Source organism: Rothia halotolerans (assembly GCF_004136635.1).
GTDB classification, from domain to species: domain Bacteria; phylum Actinomycetota; class Actinomycetes; order Actinomycetales; family Micrococcaceae; genus Rothia; species Rothia halotolerans.
The window spans coordinates 885,305-900,243 of sequence record NZ_NOIU01000002.1; the positions used below are offsets into that span (position 1 = coordinate 885,305).

At 74.6% G+C, this 14,939-nt stretch carries 13 protein-coding genes; 3 read left to right on the plus strand and 10 right to left on the minus strand.

From position 1 onward, the window contains the following. Nucleotides 1-71: 71 nt before the first annotated feature. The 3 genes from EWV39_RS09130 to EWV39_RS09140 are packed head-to-tail and all read right to left on the minus strand — an operon-like array spanning nt 72 to nt 5,796. Nucleotides 72-1,466, minus strand: coding sequence for an MFS transporter (locus EWV39_RS09130; protein WP_129658817.1), 1,395 nt, complete (start codon nt 1,464-1,466; stop codon nt 72-74). Further along, a complete protein-coding gene (locus EWV39_RS09135; protein WP_165313248.1) occupies nt 1,463-4,531 on the minus strand; it encodes an AAA family ATPase in 3,069 nt (1,022 codons plus the stop codon). The genes EWV39_RS09130 and EWV39_RS09135 overlap by 4 nt, the downstream gene beginning before the upstream one ends. Next, nucleotides 4,528-5,796 carry an exonuclease SbcCD subunit D gene (locus tag EWV39_RS09140; RefSeq protein ID WP_129658822.1) on the minus strand — a complete coding sequence of 423 codons (1,269 nt, stop codon included), beginning with the start codon at nt 5,794-5,796 and terminating at the stop codon, nt 4,528-4,530. Before EWV39_RS09140 ends, EWV39_RS09135 begins: the two co-directional genes overlap by 4 nt. A gap of 65 nt (nt 5,797-5,861) precedes the next feature. Between EWV39_RS09140 and EWV39_RS09145 the strand changes: the two genes are divergently transcribed. After that, a complete protein-coding gene (locus tag EWV39_RS09145) occupies nt 5,862-7,181 on the plus strand; it encodes an ADP-ribosylglycohydrolase family protein (protein WP_129658824.1) in 1,320 nt (439 codons plus the stop codon). A 540-nt stretch (nt 7,182-7,721) separates the two neighbouring features. Here the strand turns inward: EWV39_RS09145 and EWV39_RS09150 are convergent. The 7 genes from EWV39_RS09150 to clpS are packed head-to-tail and all read right to left on the minus strand — an operon-like array spanning nt 7,722 to nt 12,800. Further along, nucleotides 7,722-8,570, minus strand: a complete 849-nt coding sequence (locus tag EWV39_RS09150) for a phosphotransferase (protein ID WP_238148273.1) — start codon at nt 8,568-8,570, stop codon at nt 7,722-7,724. 16 nt (nt 8,571-8,586) lie between these two features. After that, nucleotides 8,587-9,243, minus strand: a complete 657-nt coding sequence (gene rdgB / locus EWV39_RS09155) for an RdgB/HAM1 family non-canonical purine NTP pyrophosphatase (RefSeq protein ID WP_129658828.1) — start codon at nt 9,241-9,243, stop codon at nt 8,587-8,589. Then, nucleotides 9,240-10,001, minus strand: coding sequence for a ribonuclease PH (gene rph / locus EWV39_RS09160; protein ID WP_129658830.1), 762 nt, complete (start codon nt 9,999-10,001; stop codon nt 9,240-9,242). Before rph ends, rdgB begins: the two co-directional genes overlap by 4 nt. Continuing rightward, a complete protein-coding gene (locus EWV39_RS09165; protein ID WP_129658832.1) occupies nt 9,998-10,840 on the minus strand; it encodes an MBL fold metallo-hydrolase in 843 nt (280 codons plus the stop codon). The genes rph and EWV39_RS09165 overlap by 4 nt, the downstream gene beginning before the upstream one ends. A gap of 3 nt (nt 10,841-10,843) precedes the next feature. Beyond that, a complete protein-coding gene (murI, locus tag EWV39_RS09170) occupies nt 10,844-11,857 on the minus strand; it encodes a glutamate racemase (protein WP_129658834.1) in 1,014 nt (337 codons plus the stop codon). A 37-nt stretch (nt 11,858-11,894) separates the two neighbouring features. Continuing rightward, entirely contained in the window at nt 11,895-12,461 is a 567-nt protein-coding gene (locus EWV39_RS09175; RefSeq protein WP_129658836.1) for a DUF2017 domain-containing protein, read from the minus strand. 3 nt (nt 12,462-12,464) lie between these two features. Continuing rightward, nucleotides 12,465-12,800, minus strand: a complete 336-nt coding sequence (gene clpS, locus EWV39_RS09180) for an ATP-dependent Clp protease adapter ClpS (protein ID WP_129658838.1) — start codon at nt 12,798-12,800, stop codon at nt 12,465-12,467. 179 nt (nt 12,801-12,979) lie between these two features. Here clpS and EWV39_RS09185 point away from each other — a divergent pair, with 179 nt between their 5' ends. Beyond that, nucleotides 12,980-14,242, plus strand: a complete 1,263-nt coding sequence (locus EWV39_RS09185; protein WP_129659282.1) for a nicotinate phosphoribosyltransferase — start codon at nt 12,980-12,982, stop codon at nt 14,240-14,242. A gap of 60 nt (nt 14,243-14,302) precedes the next feature. Then, nucleotides 14,303-14,938: an isochorismatase family protein gene (locus EWV39_RS09190; protein WP_129658840.1), complete on the plus strand. Its 636-nt coding sequence runs from the start codon at nt 14,303-14,305 to the stop codon at nt 14,936-14,938. Nucleotide 14,939 lies beyond the last annotated feature (1 nt).

Consider the following 14,939-nt stretch of genomic DNA (forward strand, 5'->3'; position numbering starts at 1 on the left):
CCTCCGCGGGAGCGCCCCGCCCGGGGCGCATCTCCTCCCCCACCCCGCGCCCAGGGGTTCGGGGCGATCGGTCAGCCCTCGCCGCCGCCGTCTGCCTCGACGGGTGAAGCCGCGTGGCGGGGACGCCGGGGCGCGGCGCGGCCGCCGCGGGAGACCCGCGGCATCGGCTCCTCGAAGACCCTGCGCCAGAAGAACCCGTAGAGGTGCGCCAGCACGAGGTAGCCCAGCGCGCTCAGCAGCGGCAGCAGCAGCGCCGAGTTGTACCCCACCAGGTCGCCCAGCGAGGCGCCCCAGGTCAGTCCCAGGGCGGTGCCCGTCAGCAGCGCCGCGATGGTGGAGGTCATGACGACGTCGAGCATCCGCGTCGGCGCCACCGAGATCGCCACGGAGTCGGTCACGATCAGGGCCACGCCCACCAGGACCCCCTCGGCGACCAGCGACATCGCCATGGTCGGCAGGGAGTCCGGCACGGAGACCGGGAGGCTGACCAGGGTCAGCAGCAGCGCCGAGAGCAGCCAGGCGCCCCAGGTGGAGGTGCGCACCCGCAGCAGGATCACGATGAGCGCGGCCACCAGCGAGCTGATCCCCAGGATCGCGTACAGCAGGCCCACGGTGTTCACGGCGTCGAAGTTGACGGCGAAGCTGACCAGGGAGGACTGCATGGACCCCAGGAGCAGCCCGAGCATCCCCATCCCCGCCACCGGGAACCAGATGAGGCGCTGGCGGACCCGCACCGAAGCGCACGGCTCCTCGGCGGGCCGGGACTGCGCGACCTGCGTGCCCCGGATCCTGATGACGGCGAACGCCGTGACCGTCAGCAGGTTGATACCGATGACCAGGAACAGCGTCGTGTAGGGCAGCCAGAACACCGAGATGATCCCGGTGATCGCGGCGCCGAGGACGATCGCGACGACGTCGGCCACCGACTCGAACGCCAGGGAGGAGTTCAGCAGCGTCCGGGAGGCGAGCCGCTGGGACTCGAAGGCCCACCGGATCCTCGCCAGCGCCGCGACGGGCGCGGTGGTGACGCCCGTCAGGGCGCACGCCATGATCAGCCTCATCACCGAGACGTCGCCCGCAGAGGGCAGCGCGTAGGACTCGGCGATGAGCCAGAGCACCGCGAAGATGTTGGCGACGACGCAGAACAGCAGCACCAGCCGCTGCCCGACCCGGTGGGTGATGATGCCGTAGACCGGGACGGCCACGGCGATGCTCAGCGCCACCGTGCCCGCCGCGTAGCCCCCGAGCAGGATCTCGTCGGTCCAGGAGACCACCATGACCAGCGTGGTCAGGGGCAGGATGGCCATGGGGAGCCGGGCGATGACCGTGATCGCCAGGTAGGTGAGACCCGCGAGCCGGGTCAGCAGCCGCAGCCGCTCCAGCACGCCCCGGGCGCCCATCGTCTCGTGCGAGGGCTCGGCGCCGCCCGCCGCGGCCCGTGCCGCCCCGCCGTCGTCGCTGCTCATGATTCGCTCACCTCGATGCTGGAGCCGCTCGGGGATCGGTCGATCCTCACCTGATGGGGCACGCGCGACCTCATGTCCGCGACGTGGCTGACGACGCCGATCACCCGTCCGTGCTCCCGCAGGGCCTCGAGCGCGTCCATCACCTGCTCCAGGGTGGCGTCGTCGAGCGTCCCGAATCCCTCGTCCACGAACAGCGTATCGATATCGATGCCCCCGGCACGACCCTGGACGACGTCGGCGGTGCCCAGCGCGAGGCACAGCGAGGTCATGAAGGTCTCCCCGCCCGAGAGGGTCGAGGCGGGGCGGGCCTCGGAGGTCCAGGCGTCGAAGACCTCCAGGCCCAGGCCGGAGCGCGCCCCGTGCCGGGCCGCTGCGTCCGAGTGCCGCACCGTGTAGCGCCCGGAGGTCATCTGCCGCAGCCGCACCGAGGCGGCCTCCGCGATCTCCTCCAGCTGCGCGGCGAGGACGTAGGTGGTCAGGGACATCTTGAGCCGGTTCTCCGAGCCGCTGCCGGCGGCGACGTCGGCCAGGTCCCGGAGGGTGCCCGCCCGGCGTCTGAGCTCGGCGATCCGCTCGCCTTCGACCCCGGCCTCCTCCTCCCGGGCGGCGAGCCAGTCCCGCAGGCCCTCCTGGCGGGCGAGCTCGGCGACCGCCTCCTCCAGCGCGGCCTCCGCTGCCGCTGCGCGCTCCTCGAGGCTCTCCAGCGACCCCGGATCGGGCTCCTCCTCGCCCTCCTCGATGCGGGCGAGCAGGCGCCGGTGGGCGGGGGCGTTCCAGGCCTCGTCGACGCGGGCCTCCTCCTCGTCGTCGCGGCGGATCCGCCGCCGGAGGGCCTCGCGCTCCTCCTCGGGCAGCGCCGCGCCGCGGGCGGCCTCGACGTCGTCGAACCGGCTGCCGCGGATCAGCTCCTCGAGCTCCGCGGACTCCTCCCCGATCCTCCGCTCGAGTCCCTCGATCCGGTCCCGGAGCAGCAGCGCGCGGTGCGCCGAGCGGGCCAGCCCGGCGAGGGCGCGCTCCTTCTCGGCGACCTGCTCGGCTCCGGGGAGCCCCTGAAGGCTCTGCCGCAGCGTCGCCGAGCGCTCGCGCGACTGCTCGAGCCGGGCGCGGGCGCCGCCGGCGGCGAGCTCCGCGGTGCGCAGCTCCTCACGGGCGCGGTCCAGGGCGGCGTCGAGCTCCGTCAGCTCCCGGGCGCGGCGGGTCCGCTCGGACCGCGCCCGCTCGTGCTCCTCGAGCGCCCGGCGGGCCTGCTCCGCGCGCTGCTCGGCGCGCTCGGCGTCCTCCTCCGCCCCGGCCTGCCGCAGGGACTCCGCGCGGCTCACCGCCTCGGCGTGCCGGGCCAGCGCGGTCCGCGAACCCTCCTCCGCCTCGTCCCGCCGCCGGGCCGAGGCGTCCAGGTTCGCCTCTGTGACCTCCCCGCCCTCGGCGGCGGCCGCCGGATGGGGATGGTCCGTGCCGCCGCAGACCGGGCACGGGGAGCCCGGCTCGAGGCGCTCGGCGAGGGTCGAGGCCGCCCGCTCGAAGCGCAGCGCCAGCAGCCCCTCGTGCTCGGCGGAGCGGTCCCGGCGACGTCGCTCGGCCCGGTCCGCCTCCACCCTCAGCTCCCTGACGCGCTCGAGCTGCTCGGCGAGCGCCCGGGTCGCGGCGAGGGCCTCGCGGGCCTCCGCCTCGCGGGCGGGGACCTGCTCCCCGGCCTCGACGCGGCGGGCCAGCTCCTCACCGGCCTCGAGCGCCTCGGCCCGGGCTGCCGCGGTGCTCTCCTGATGCGCCCTCGCCCGCTCCGCCGCGCGCTCGGCCTCGGCGAGCTCCCGTTCGATCCTCCCCGTGGCGGCCTCGAGCTGGTCGTGCTCCCGGTGGAGGCGGGCCGCCTCCTCGAGCTGGCGGGCGCGGGCGTCGAGGTCCTCCAGGTAGGCGGACCCGTCCCGGGGGGCCGTCTCCGCGGCGTCGTCCCCGGGGGCCCAGAAGGCCTCCTCGCGGCGGGCCTCCTCGGGCTCCGGGACGCGCACCGCCGGCCGGCCCCGGCGCAGGGCGGAGGCCCGCTCGACCTCCGCGGCGAGCTCCTCGCGGCGGGCCGCCGCCTCCTCCCGGCTCTTGGCGGCTCGGGCGGAGGCGGCGAGGAGGGGCTCGGCGGCCTCCGCCGCCTCGAGGGACTCGCGGTCCCGGCGGCGGCGCCCGGCAGACCGCGCGGAGGCCTCCCGGCGCTCGGCGAGCAGCCGGTGCTCCCGCCACTCCGCGACGGCGCGCCGGGCGTCCTCGGCCCCGCGGCGGGCGGCCGAGGCGGCGGCGGAGCGCTCTCCCCGGGTCTGGGAGGAGGCCCCGACGGCCTCCTCCGTCCGCCGCCGTGCCGCGGCGTACCGCTGTCCGAGGGGACCGGGATCCGGGACGGGGAGGGCGTGGCGCCGCATGGCGTCCTCGAGCGCCTCCTCGGCCCGCCGGGTGCCGTCCTCCCGGAGGGCCAGCACCTCGCCCGCGCGCTGGGCGCGCTCGCGCAGGACGTCCTGGACGGTGCCGTAGACGCTGGTGGGGAAGAGCTTCTTGAGGATCGCCTCGCGCTCGGAGGAGCTCGCCGTGAGGAACTGCGCGAACCTGCCCTGGGGCAGCATGACGACCTGGACGAACTGCTCCCGGTTCAGCCCGATCCGCTCCTGGAGGTGACGGCCGGCCTCGTCGTTGCGGGTCGCCACGACCTCCCACGCGCCGTCGCTCCCCCGGCGGGAGAGGGAGACCTGCGCCTCCTCGGAGACCCAGCCGGAGCGGGCCCGCCGGGAGGGGCGCCGCCAGGCGGGGATGCGGGCCACCAGGTAGCGCTCGGTCCCCACCGTCAGCTCCAGCTCGATGCCGGGGCGGGCCGAGTCCGCCGCGAACGCGCTCTTCAGGCCCTTGCTGTTCTCCGGGGAGCTCGTGGCGCCGTAGAGGGCGAAGCACACGGCGTCGAAGACCGTGGACTTGCCCGCGCCGGTGGGGCCGGTCAGCAGGAAGAGCCCGGCCTCGTTGAGCGGCTCGAAGTCGATGGTCTCCTGCCCCGGGTAGGGGCCGAAGGCGGTGATGGAGAGACGGTGGAGCCTCACGCGGCGCCCTCCTCGTCCGAGGGCCGGGCGGCGGCGGGGCCGGTTGGCTCGCCCCGGCCGGAGGACCCCTCGGCGGGACCGGACGGATCGCCCCGGCCGGAGATCCCGGCGGCGGATGCGTCTTCCCGCCCCTCGTGCTCGCCCGCCTCGAGGGAGACCGCCTCGGCCACGGCCGCCTCCAGCACGGTCTGCTCCTCCTCGTCCAGCATCCGGCCGCGCACGCGGTCGTAGAACGCCTCGCAGGCCTCGCCGGGGGTCCTGGCCGCCGCCATCCGGCGGGAGTAGGAGACCTCGGTCTGGGTCCGCAGCCCCGAGAAGGCGAGCTCGAGGGTCTGCGGGAAGCGGGCGCGCAGCCTCTCCATCGGATGGGCGGGACGCTCGGCGTCGGTCAGCGTCACCTGGCACAGCGACTCCTCCGCCCACGCGTGCGCGGGGTCCTGGAGGAGCTCCTCGAGGCTGCCCCGCAGCTGGGCCAGCGGCAGCTGGTGCTCCCAGCGTCCGCCCTCCACCGAGACCCCCTCGGCGTCGACGTCCACCAGCCAGTAGCCCTTGGTCTGCCGCGTCTCCGAGAAGGAGAAGCGCAGGGGCGAGCCGCTGTAGCGCACGGCCTCCCGCAGCCGCTGGCGCCCGTGCAGGTGCCCCAGCGCGGCGTAGTCGAAGCCCTCGAACAGCGACGCCGGGACGGCGCCGAGGTTCCCCGAGGCGAGGATCCGCTCGGAGTCGGTGGGCTCGGCCCCGGTCGCGAAGCAGTGGGCCATGACCACCGCCCGCGGGTGCGGACGCCGCTCGAAGTCCTCCCGGGCGGCGTCGAGCGCTGCCCGCAGCACCTCGCCGTGGGTCGGCTCCACGTCCAGCCGCGAGGCGCTGGCCCGCGGGTCCAGGTACGGGATGCCGTAGACGAGCACGTCCTCGGACAGCTCGACGGGCCGGGCGCAGTCCTCCAGGCGCGTGCGCAGGTGCACCCCGGCGGTCTCCAGGATGCCGGAGGCGAATCCCAGCCGGGCCGCCGAATCGTGGTTCCCGCTGGTCAGCACGACCTGCACGCCGCGCCGGGCCAACTCGGTGAGCAGCCGCGAGAACTGGTCGATGACCTCCGTGCGGGGCGAGGCCTGGTCGTAGACGTCGCCCGCGACCAGGACGGCGTCGACCCCGCGGTCCTGGCACACCCGGATCAGCTCGCGGTGGATGATCTCCTGGTCGTCGAACAGCGAGCGCCCGTGGAACGAGCGCCCCAGATGGAGGTCCGAGGTGTGCAGAATTCTCATGCCCTCAAACCTAACCCGAGCGGCGTCCGCGGTGCGCATCGCCCGCGGCCTCCTACGATGGGGGTATGCAGCCGAACGACTCTCCCTTCTCCGCGCCCTCCCCCGCCCACCCCGACTACCCCGGCCTGGTCGGGACGCTGTGGTCCCTCGCCGGCTCCGGTCCCGTGGCCGAGGCGGCCGGCGTCGTCGCGGTCTCCGAGGGCCTGGCCGAGGTGCTGGGCTGGGCGGCGCTCGGCCAGGACGCCGACGAGACCGCCTCCGTGTGGCTCGAGCAGCTGCGCTGGGCCGCCGCGCTCGGCCTCGAGCCGGAGGACGGCGCGCCGGTGCCGCCGGCCTCCTGGTGGGAGGCCGGCGTCGCCCGCGAGCTGACGCGGGCCGGGGAGGATCCGCGCGCCGAGCTGCCGGGCCTCTGCCGGGCCCTGGTCCTCGGGCAGCTGCAGTACCCCGCGCGCACCGAGCTCGGCGGGCACGACGACGCCGGCTTCATGGGCCGCCTCGTCTCCCTCGCCGTCCACCCCCGCGACTCCCCCGCCCACCTGGGACAGCTGGCGGTCAACCTGACCTGCCTGACCCACGGCCATCCGGAGGCGCTGGGCACGGGGATGGCCTGGGCGCTGCTCCTGCGGGCCTGCCTCCGCCACGGCGGCGGTGCGGCGCGGGCGGAAGCCGCGGCCGGGGATCGAGAGGCCGTGTCCGGGGAGCAGGAGCCCGCGCCCGGGAAGCAGGAGGCCGGGGAGAGGGAGGCCGCCCCGGAACCGCACCGGGTGCTCGACCTCGGGCTCGACGCCGTCCGGACCCTCCTCGACGCCGACGACGCCGCGGCGGACGCCTCCGCCGCCCCTGAAGGCCTGCTGGCCAGGATGGCGGCGGGCGGCGGCTCGGTCCCGGCCCTGGCCCGCGTGCTCCAGGCCGCTCCCCGCACCCGCGAGGCTCTTCGGGAGGCGGGCCCCGGACCGGCGTCCCGCTCATCCTCGTGGGACGCGACGACGGACGACCCCGCCGGAAGGGATCGCGCAGGCGGTCCGGTCGGCGCAGCCGGCACGGTCGGCGCGGATGACTCAACTGGGACTGGCGACTCGACCGGGACGGACAGCTCGACCGGTAAGCCTGCGGCTCCGGCGGCCCTGGCCCGAATCATCGAGCAGGCCCGACGCGTATGCCTGGACGGGGTGGGAGCTCCCGGCGACGACCGCCCGGATGCGGGAGCCCTGGAGGCCGCCGGACCCGAGGAGCCCGCTAGGTCCATCGCCCGCGGGGCTCGCCTCCTGGCGATCTGCTGCGGGGCCCCGGCCGCGCGGCCCGCCGAGGAGGAGCGCATCTCCGAGATCGTGGCGGAGTCCGCGGAGAGGTGGGCCGACGCCGCCCGCCGCTGGGCCGAGGCCTAGAAGAGGTCAGAGGAAGCAGAGACCGGCCAGCGCGAGGAGCGGGCGGGCCGCTCGCCCGCTCCGCCCGCGCAGTCGAGAACCTGCGTCGTCATCACGGGCGGCCCCCTTCGGACGATCCTCCGGCGCTCCGGGGGACGCCGCCCAAAAAAACCGCAGGATGATCTCCTCGCAGCTAGCGCTTTTCGGAGCTTCCGTTCCGGAAATTCGGTGTTCCTGAGCCTGCTTCCCCCGCGGCTCGTCCAGATTCTCGGAACGATGACTCCGAAAACCCCTAGGTGAGCACACCATATACGTCGATCTGCTCGAACCGGTCCCGTGATGTGTCCCCGGCTGCCACGGAACCCCCGCTGCGCCGCAGCCCGGCCTCTCTGGGTGAGAGCACCTACGGGGCGGCTCTACGGGACGATCCTCCGGCCCGTCTCATTCCGGCGCGCCAGGGAGCCGGAACGTTAGGAGCCAGGGATCCGGGACGTTGGGGGCCGGGGCGCCGGGGCTCGCCGAGCGGATCCAGCACAGCGCGTGCCCCGCCTGCCTCGCCGCTCAGGCGTGGTGCTGGATCCAGTCGTCGGCCCGCTCGACCGCCTCGCGCAGGATCGCGCCCTGGAAGCCGTTGATCACGGTGTAGCCGACCGACTGCAGGGGCGTGAGCCGCTGCAGCACCTTCCCGCGCGCGGCCCATTCCTTGCCGACGCAGCGGGTCATCGTCTCCCAGCCGAACCAGTTGCCCGCCGAGGCGATGTCCCAGCTCGGATCGCCGATCGAGGCGTGGTCCCAGTCGATCACGCCGCTGATCCTGTCCTTGCGCCACAGGATGTTGTGCCCCGCGAAGTCGGAGTGGATCAGCCGCGGCTGCACCGGGTCCAGGGCCAGGGCGTCGTCGATCAGCCGCAGCGCGCGGCCCTGGTGGCCGTGCAGCAGCAGCGGGACCACGCGCTCGCGCAGCGTCTCGGCCCAGTCGCTCCCGCCCCAGTGCTGGAAGGGCGCGTCGAGGTACTGGGCCAGCGGCTCGGTGTCCACCCGGCCGATGGCCCGCAGGGTCCGGCCCAGGGTGCGCGCCGGCGCCGGCCCGGCGTCGCGCGGCGTGCCGGGGACCCAGGTGAGGCCGACGGCGGTGAGGCCGTTCTTGGTGAGGATCCGCGTCATCGGGCGGGGAACGGCGAAGGGCAGGCCCGCGGGCAGCGCGCGCAGCAGGTCGGTGCGGCGCTGGACCCGCTGGGCGACGGCGTAGGACTTCGCCACCCGCACGCTGACGCGGTCGCCCGCGTTGATCACGGTGTGCGCGGAGCCGTTGGAGTGGACCTCCCACTCGTCGGGGTCGACGCGTACGCCCGCCTGGTCGAGGACCGCCTGCACGACGGGCCGGTACCTCATGCGGGCGAAGGGGGACATGTGCGTCACGTCTCTGCTACCCCCGTCCCCCCGAAGGGGCCCCGAGGGCCTCGCGCAGGTGCGGGACCAGCGCCTCGAGCGCGCGGCCCCGGTGGCTCAGCGCGTTCTTGACCTCCGCCGGGATCTCGGCGGCGGTCCGGCCGGCCAGGTCCGCCGGCAGCTCGGAGGGGACGAAGATCGGATCGTAGCCGAAGCCGCCGTTGCCGCGGGCCTCGCGGAGGAGGGATCCCGGCATCTCGCCGTGCTCGACCCGCTCCCCGCCGCCGGGCAGCGCGAGGCTCGCCGCGCAGCGGAAGCGCGCGCCGCGGTGCTCCGCCGGGACGTCCCCCAGCTGGGCCAGCAGCAGCTCGATGTTGGCGGCGTCGTCGCCGTGGCGGCCGGACCACCGGGCGGAGAAGATGCCGGGGGCGCCGTTCATGACGTCCACGCACAGCCCCGAGTCGTCGGCGACGGCGGGCAGGCCGGTCGCCCTCATCACGGCCCGGGCCTTGAGCATGGAGTTCTCGGCGAAGCTCGTGCCGGTCTCGGTCACGTCTGGCGCCCCGACAAAGCCGGCGTCGACGACCTCGGTCTCGACCTCCAGCCCCTCGATCCGCCCGCGCAGCAGCTCCCTCAGCTCGCGCAGCTTGCCGGCGTTGTGGCTCGCCAGGACCAGGCGGGGCGAGGAGGTCATTTCTGCTCCTCCAGGGTGCGGCGCTGGATCGCCGAGAGCTCGGCGGTGCCCTCCAGCGCGAGGTCCAGCAGCTGGTTCAGCTCGGCGCGGTCGAAGGGCGCGCCCTCGGCGGTGCCCTGGACCTCCACGAAGGAGCCGCTGCCGGTGACGACGACGTTCATGTCGGTCTCCGCCCGCACGTCCTCGACGTAGGGCAGGTCGAGGACCGGCACGCCGTCGATGATCCCCACCGAGACCGCGGAGACCGAGTCGATCAGCGGGGACTTCCGGCGGTGCACGATCCCCTCGCGCTGGGCCCAGGCGATCGCGTCCGCGAGCGCGACGTAGGCGCCGGTGATGGCCGCCGTGCGGGTGCCGCCGTCGGCCTGCAGGACGTCGCAGTCCAGCACCACGGTGTTCTCCCCGAGGGCGTCCATGTCGATCACTGCGCGCAGCGAGCGGCCGATGAGCCGCGAGATCTCGTGGGTCCGCCCGCCCACCTTGCCCTTGACGGCCTCGCGGGTGGAGCGGGTGTTGGTCGCCCGAGGCAGCATCGCGTACTCCGCGGTGACCCAGCCGCGGCCCTCCCCCCGCAGCCAGCGGGGCACGCCCTCGGTGAGCGAGGCGGTGCACAGCACCCGGGTGCTGCCGAACTCGATCAGCGCGGAGCCCTCGGCGTTCTGGGACCACCCGCGGGTGATCGCGATGGGCCGGAGCTCGTTGACGGCGCGGCCGTCTGCGCGCGCGGCGGTGCTGTTCGGGGAAGTCTGAGAGGTCATGGATCAACCCTAACCCTCGCCGGGGTGATTGTCCGGTCCGGCTCCCCCGCCCCGGGGATCGGGTAGCGGTGGTCCGCCTGGGCCATGAGGACGGGGCCGGGATAGGCCCGCCGCGCCTCCTCCTCCGCCTGGACGGGGTCGTTCCAGATCGGCAGATGGGTGAGCATGAGGCGCCTGGCCCCCGCCCGGCTCGCGACCTCGCCCGCCCGCAGGCCGGTCAGGTGGATGCCGCGCAGGGCGTCGTCGCGCCCCTCCATGTAGGCGGCCTCGCACAGGAAGACGTCCGCGTCCCGGGCCGCCTCGACGAGCGCGTCGCAGGCGTCCGAGTCCCCCGAGTACGCCAGGACCGTGTCCCCCGCCGGGCCGTGGTGGACGACGCGGATCGCGTAGGGATCCGGGACCGGGTGCACCACGCGGAACGCCTCGACCGTGAAGGGGCCGATCTCCACGGCCTCCCGCTCCTGCCAGTCGTGGAACTCGAAGGAGCCGGTCAGCCCCGGGTCGAGCCCGATGCCGTGGGGATGCGCCAGGTAGGCGTGGGAGCCCGCCGGGGAGTACATCGGGATGGGCCCGCGGGGCCAGCCGCGCGGATCCCACCGGACGGCGATGTGCAGCCCCGCCAGGTCGATGCAGTGGTCCGGGTGGAGGTGGCTGACGAGGATGCCGTCGATGGCGGGCAGCGGCAGGTGCCGCTGGATGCTGCCCAGGGCACCGCTGCCCATGTCCAGCACCAGCCGCCAGGTCCTGCCCTCGGCGTCGTCCCCGCTGACCACGTAGCACGAGGCGGGCGAGTGCGGGCCCGCGAAGGAGCCGGAGCATCCGATGACCGTCAGTTCCATGCCCTATCCCGTCCTCTCGCTGATCGGGGTGGCCCCGCCGCGCCGGCCCGCGCGCACGCCGGCGCCGCGCTCGATCCGCCCGGTGGCGAGCATCTCGTCGGTCACCACGGCGAGCGAGCCCGTCGGGTAGGACTCGGCGATGCGGCTCGCATGGTGCACGCCGGTGACCTCGGGGCCGAGGAAGCGGCGGGCCAGCGTCCGGAACGACTCCGGGTCGCCGGTCGCGACGAACTCGTGCTGCGGCGGCGCCCCCGCCGGCTGCTGGAGCCCCTGGGTGGTCAGCGCGCGGAAGAGGTCCTTGGCGGTCTCCTCCGAGGAGGTCACCAGCGTCGCCTCGTCCCCCAGCACGTAGGAGATCGCCCCGGTCAGCAGCGGGTAGTGGGTGCACCCGAGGATCACGGTGTCCACTCCGGCCTCGCGCATCGGGGCCAGCCGGCGCTCGACGCAGTCCAGCAGCTCGGGCCCGCTGGTGATGCCTCGCTCCACGAAGTCGACGAACTCCGGGCAGGCCTGCGGGTGGATCTCCAGGTGCGGGGCGGCCGCGAAGGCGTCCTCGTAGGCGCGCGAGGCGATCGTGGCCCGGGTGCCGAGGACGCCGATCCGGCCGTTGCGGGTGGCTGCGACGGCGCGGCGCACGGCCGGCTGGATCACCTCCAGGACGGGGATGTCGTAGCGGGCGGTGTAGCGCTCGCGCGCGTCGCGCAGCACGGCCGCCGAGGCGGTGTTGCACGCGATGACCAGCGCCTTGACGCCCGAGTCCACGAGGTCGTCCATGATGCGCAGGGCGTTGGCCCGCACCTGCGCGATGCTCAGCGGGCCGTAGGGCCCGCGCGCGGTGTCACCGACGTAGATGACCTGCTCGCTGGGCAGCTGGTCCATGATCGCCCGCGCCACGGTCAGCCCGCCCACGCCGGAGTCGAAGACGCCGATGGGCGCGCCCGGCGTGGGCCCGGCGGGAAGGGTGCTGCCCCACGCGGTGCGGGCGGCGGGGACGGTGCTGTGCGTATCGGTGTTCATGGTGCTTTCGAGGGTATCCCCATCGCTGCGACGGGGCTCAGTGTGACCCGCTGTCGAGGCGGCCCAACATGGCCTCGACCAGGGATTCCTGGAGCCAGGAGACGAACTGGTAGACCAGCGCCATATAGGACTCGACGTCGTGGGCCTGCTCCCAGTCCGAGTACTCGGCCACGCGGGCGGCGTCCTGCTCCGTCTCGATCCCGAGGCGGGCGGCGAGGATCAGGCGGACGTCGTTCAGGGCCGCGGAGAGCGCGGCGGCGTGCTCGTCGTCGAGCTCCAGGCGGGGGGACTCGCAGTCCATCGCGGCCATCCGCAGCCGGCCGACCTTGGCCTCGCGGATCGAGCGCTCGGTGAAGCGGCGGAACTCGGCCGCCGCCTCCTCGTCCTGCGTGCCGCGGGGCAGCAGCCGGGCGAGCGCCGGGTCCTCCGGCGGCTCGGTCTCCTCGCCGATGCCCAGCAGGCGGGCCAGCGGGTCCTCGTCCTCGCGGGGGTCCGGCTCCAGCGTCAGGATGACGTCGCGGAAGAGCTTGCGGAGCAGGTCGCGCTCGGGGGCCTCGAGACCCCCGACGATTCCCTTGCGCCCGCTGCGGAACGGCGTCGCCATGGGCTATTCCCCTTCCTGGGCGAAGGTCGCCCACAGTCCGTACCCGTGCAGCGCCGTGGTGTGGCGCTCGGCCTCCTCGCGGCCGCCGGTGAAGACCACCGCGCTGCCCTGCTCGTGCACGGCGAGCATGAGCTGCCGGGCCTTCTCCTCCGAGAAGCCGAAGTAGGAGCGGAAGACGAAGGTGACGTAGCTCATGAGGTTGACGGGGTCGTTCCAGACGACCACCTTCCACGGCGGGGCCGAGCGGGAGCGCTCGAGCAGCCCCACCTCCCCCTCGGGGACGGTCTCCGGGAGGCCCTCGGCGTCCACGGGGGCGGCTGTTGAAGTAAGAGTGACCATATCCCGGTCCAGTGTAGTCACCATCGGCCCCCATGTCCGTCCGGTGCCGCGAGCGTCACTCGCCTCCGGGCCCGCCCGCTGCCGGGGTGAGCGGCTTGGGGCCTCCCGGCGCCCCCGGTAGGGTGTGAGGGGTGACTGAGACTTCGTCCGCCCTGCTCACGGACCACTACGAGCTGACCATGATCCAGGCCGCGCTGAAGGCCGGGACCCACCGGCGCCGCTGCGTGTTCGAGACCTTCACCCGGCGCCTGCCCGCGGGCCGCCGCTACGGCGTGCTGGCCGGCACCGGACGCTTCCTCGAACAGCTGGCCGGGTTCAGGTTCGACGCCGATCAGCTGGCCTTCCTGGAGGAGCAGCGGGTGGTGGACGGCCCCACCCTCGACTTCCTCTCCGACTTCCGCTTCACCGGCACCATCCGGGGCTACGCCGAGGGCGAGGCGTTCTTCCCGTACTCCCCCGTCCTGCAGGTCGAGGGCACCTTCGCCGAGGCCTGCATCCTGGAGACCCTGGTCCTCTCCATCCTCAACCACGACTCCGCCGTGGCCTCGGCAGCCTCGCGCATGACCGGCGTCGCCGAGGACCGGCCCTGCCTCGAGATGGGGGCGCGCCGCACGCACGAGCGCTCGGCGGTCGCGGCCGCCCGGGCCGCCGCCGTCGCCGGCTTCGCCGGGACCTCCAACCTGGAGGCCGGGAAGCGCTACGGCCTGCCCACCATCGGGACCTCCGCCCACGCCTTCACGATGCTCCACGACTCCGAGGAGCAGGCCTTCCGGGCCCAGATCGACTCGCTGGGCACCGGGACCACTCTGCTGGTGGACACGTACGACGTGGAGGCGGCCGTGCGCCGCGCCGTCGAGATCGCCGGCCCCGCCCTCGGCGCGGTGCGCCTGGACTCCGGCGACCTCGCCGGCCAGGCCGGCTGGGTGCGGCAGCTGCTGGACTCGCTGGGCAACCGCGAGACGCAGATCACCGTGACCTCGGACCTCGACGAGTACGCGATCGCCGGCCTCAAGGCCGCCCCGGTGGACTCCTACGGCGTCGGCACCCGGCTGGTCACCGGCTCGGGCGCGCCCACCACCTCCATGGTCTACAAGCTCGTGGCCCGGGAGAACGCCGAGGGCTCCATGGAGCCGGTGGCCAAGAAGTCCCTCGGCAAGGGCTCGGTCGGCGGCTACAAGCACGCGGCGCGGCGGCTCGGCCCCTCGGAGCGCGCCAGCGCCGAGGTGCTCGCGTTGGACCCCGAGCGGCTCTCCGAGGACTCCCTCCGCCCGCTCTCGGCGCCCCTGGTGGCCGACGGCGAGATCCTGCCCGGCGCCACCGGCCCGGAGGGCGTCGTCGCGGCCGCCGAGCGCCACCGGCTCTCCGTCGCGGAGCTGCCGGCGGCGGCCCGCCGCCTCTCCGAGGGCGAGCCCGTCATTCCTACCGAGTTCCTCGACCACTAGACTGGCCCACCGGGCGAGGAGCCCGGAACCCATCGAACGACCCCGAGACAGGAGGCGAGCATGCCCCGCGCGCTGATCATCGTCGACGTCCAGAACGACTTCTGCCCAGGCGGCTCCCTGGCGACCTCCCGCGGCGCCGAGGTGGCCGGGGAGATCTCCGAGTACCTGCTGACCCACCGGGCCGCGTACTCGGCCGTGGTCACCACCCAGGACTGGCACGTGGACCCGGGCGAGCACTTCTCCGCCGACCCCGACTACTCGACCTCCTGGCCCGAGCACTGCGTCGCGGGCACCGAGGGCGCGGCGCTGCACGAGGACCTGGACGTCGACGGCGTCGACGCCGGCTTCCGCAAGGGGGCCCACGACGCCGGGTACTCCGGCTTCGAGGGCCTGCTCGTGCCCGAGGAGGCGGTGGTCGCCGGCGACCACGAGCCGGGGCAGGTCGTCGAGGACACCCTCAACGTCTCCCTGGACGACTGGCTGCAGGAGCAGGGGGTCGACGCCGTCGACGTCGTCGGCATCGCGACCGAGCACTGCGTGCGGGCCACGGCCCTGGACGGCGTCGACGCCGGCTACGAGACGCGCGTGCTGCTGGACCTGACCGCCCCCGTGGCGCAGGACGCGGCCGAGGAGGCTGTGGAGGAGATGGAGGCCGCCGGCGTCGAGGTCTCCGACTCCGCCAGCGTCGGCAGGTAGC

Coding starts and splice junctions, on each gene's coding strand:
- EWV39_RS09165 (WP_129658832.1), bottom strand. CDS start 10,840: ATGGAACTGACGGTCATCGGATGCTCCGGCTCCTTCGCGGGCCCGCAC.
- rdgB (WP_129658828.1), bottom strand. CDS start 9,243: ATGACCTCCTCGCCCCGCCTGGTCCTGGCGAGCCACAACGCCGGCAAG.
- murI (WP_129658834.1), bottom strand. CDS start 11,857: ATGAACACCGATACGCACAGCACCGTCCCCGCCGCCCGCACCGCGTGG.
- EWV39_RS09175 (WP_129658836.1), bottom strand. CDS start 12,461: ATGGCGACGCCGTTCCGCAGCGGGCGCAAGGGAATCGTCGGGGGTCTC.
- rph (WP_129658830.1), bottom strand. CDS start 10,001: ATGACCTCTCAGACTTCCCCGAACAGCACCGCCGCGCGCGCAGACGGC.
- clpS (WP_129658838.1), bottom strand. CDS start 12,800: ATGGTCACTCTTACTTCAACAGCCGCCCCCGTGGACGCCGAGGGCCTC.
- EWV39_RS09140 (WP_129658822.1), bottom strand. CDS start 5,796: ATGAGAATTCTGCACACCTCGGACCTCCATCTGGGGCGCTCGTTCCAC.
- EWV39_RS09190 (WP_129658840.1), top strand. CDS start 14,303: ATGCCCCGCGCGCTGATCATCGTCGACGTCCAGAACGACTTCTGCCCA.
- EWV39_RS09130 (WP_129658817.1), bottom strand. CDS start 1,466: ATGAGCAGCGACGACGGCGGGGCGGCACGGGCCGCGGCGGGCGGCGCC.
- EWV39_RS09145 (WP_129658824.1), top strand. CDS start 5,862: ATGCAGCCGAACGACTCTCCCTTCTCCGCGCCCTCCCCCGCCCACCCC.
- EWV39_RS09150 (WP_238148273.1), bottom strand. CDS start 8,570: ATGTCCCCCTTCGCCCGCATGAGGTACCGGCCCGTCGTGCAGGCGGTC.
- EWV39_RS09185 (WP_129659282.1), top strand. CDS start 12,980: ATGATCCAGGCCGCGCTGAAGGCCGGGACCCACCGGCGCCGCTGCGTG.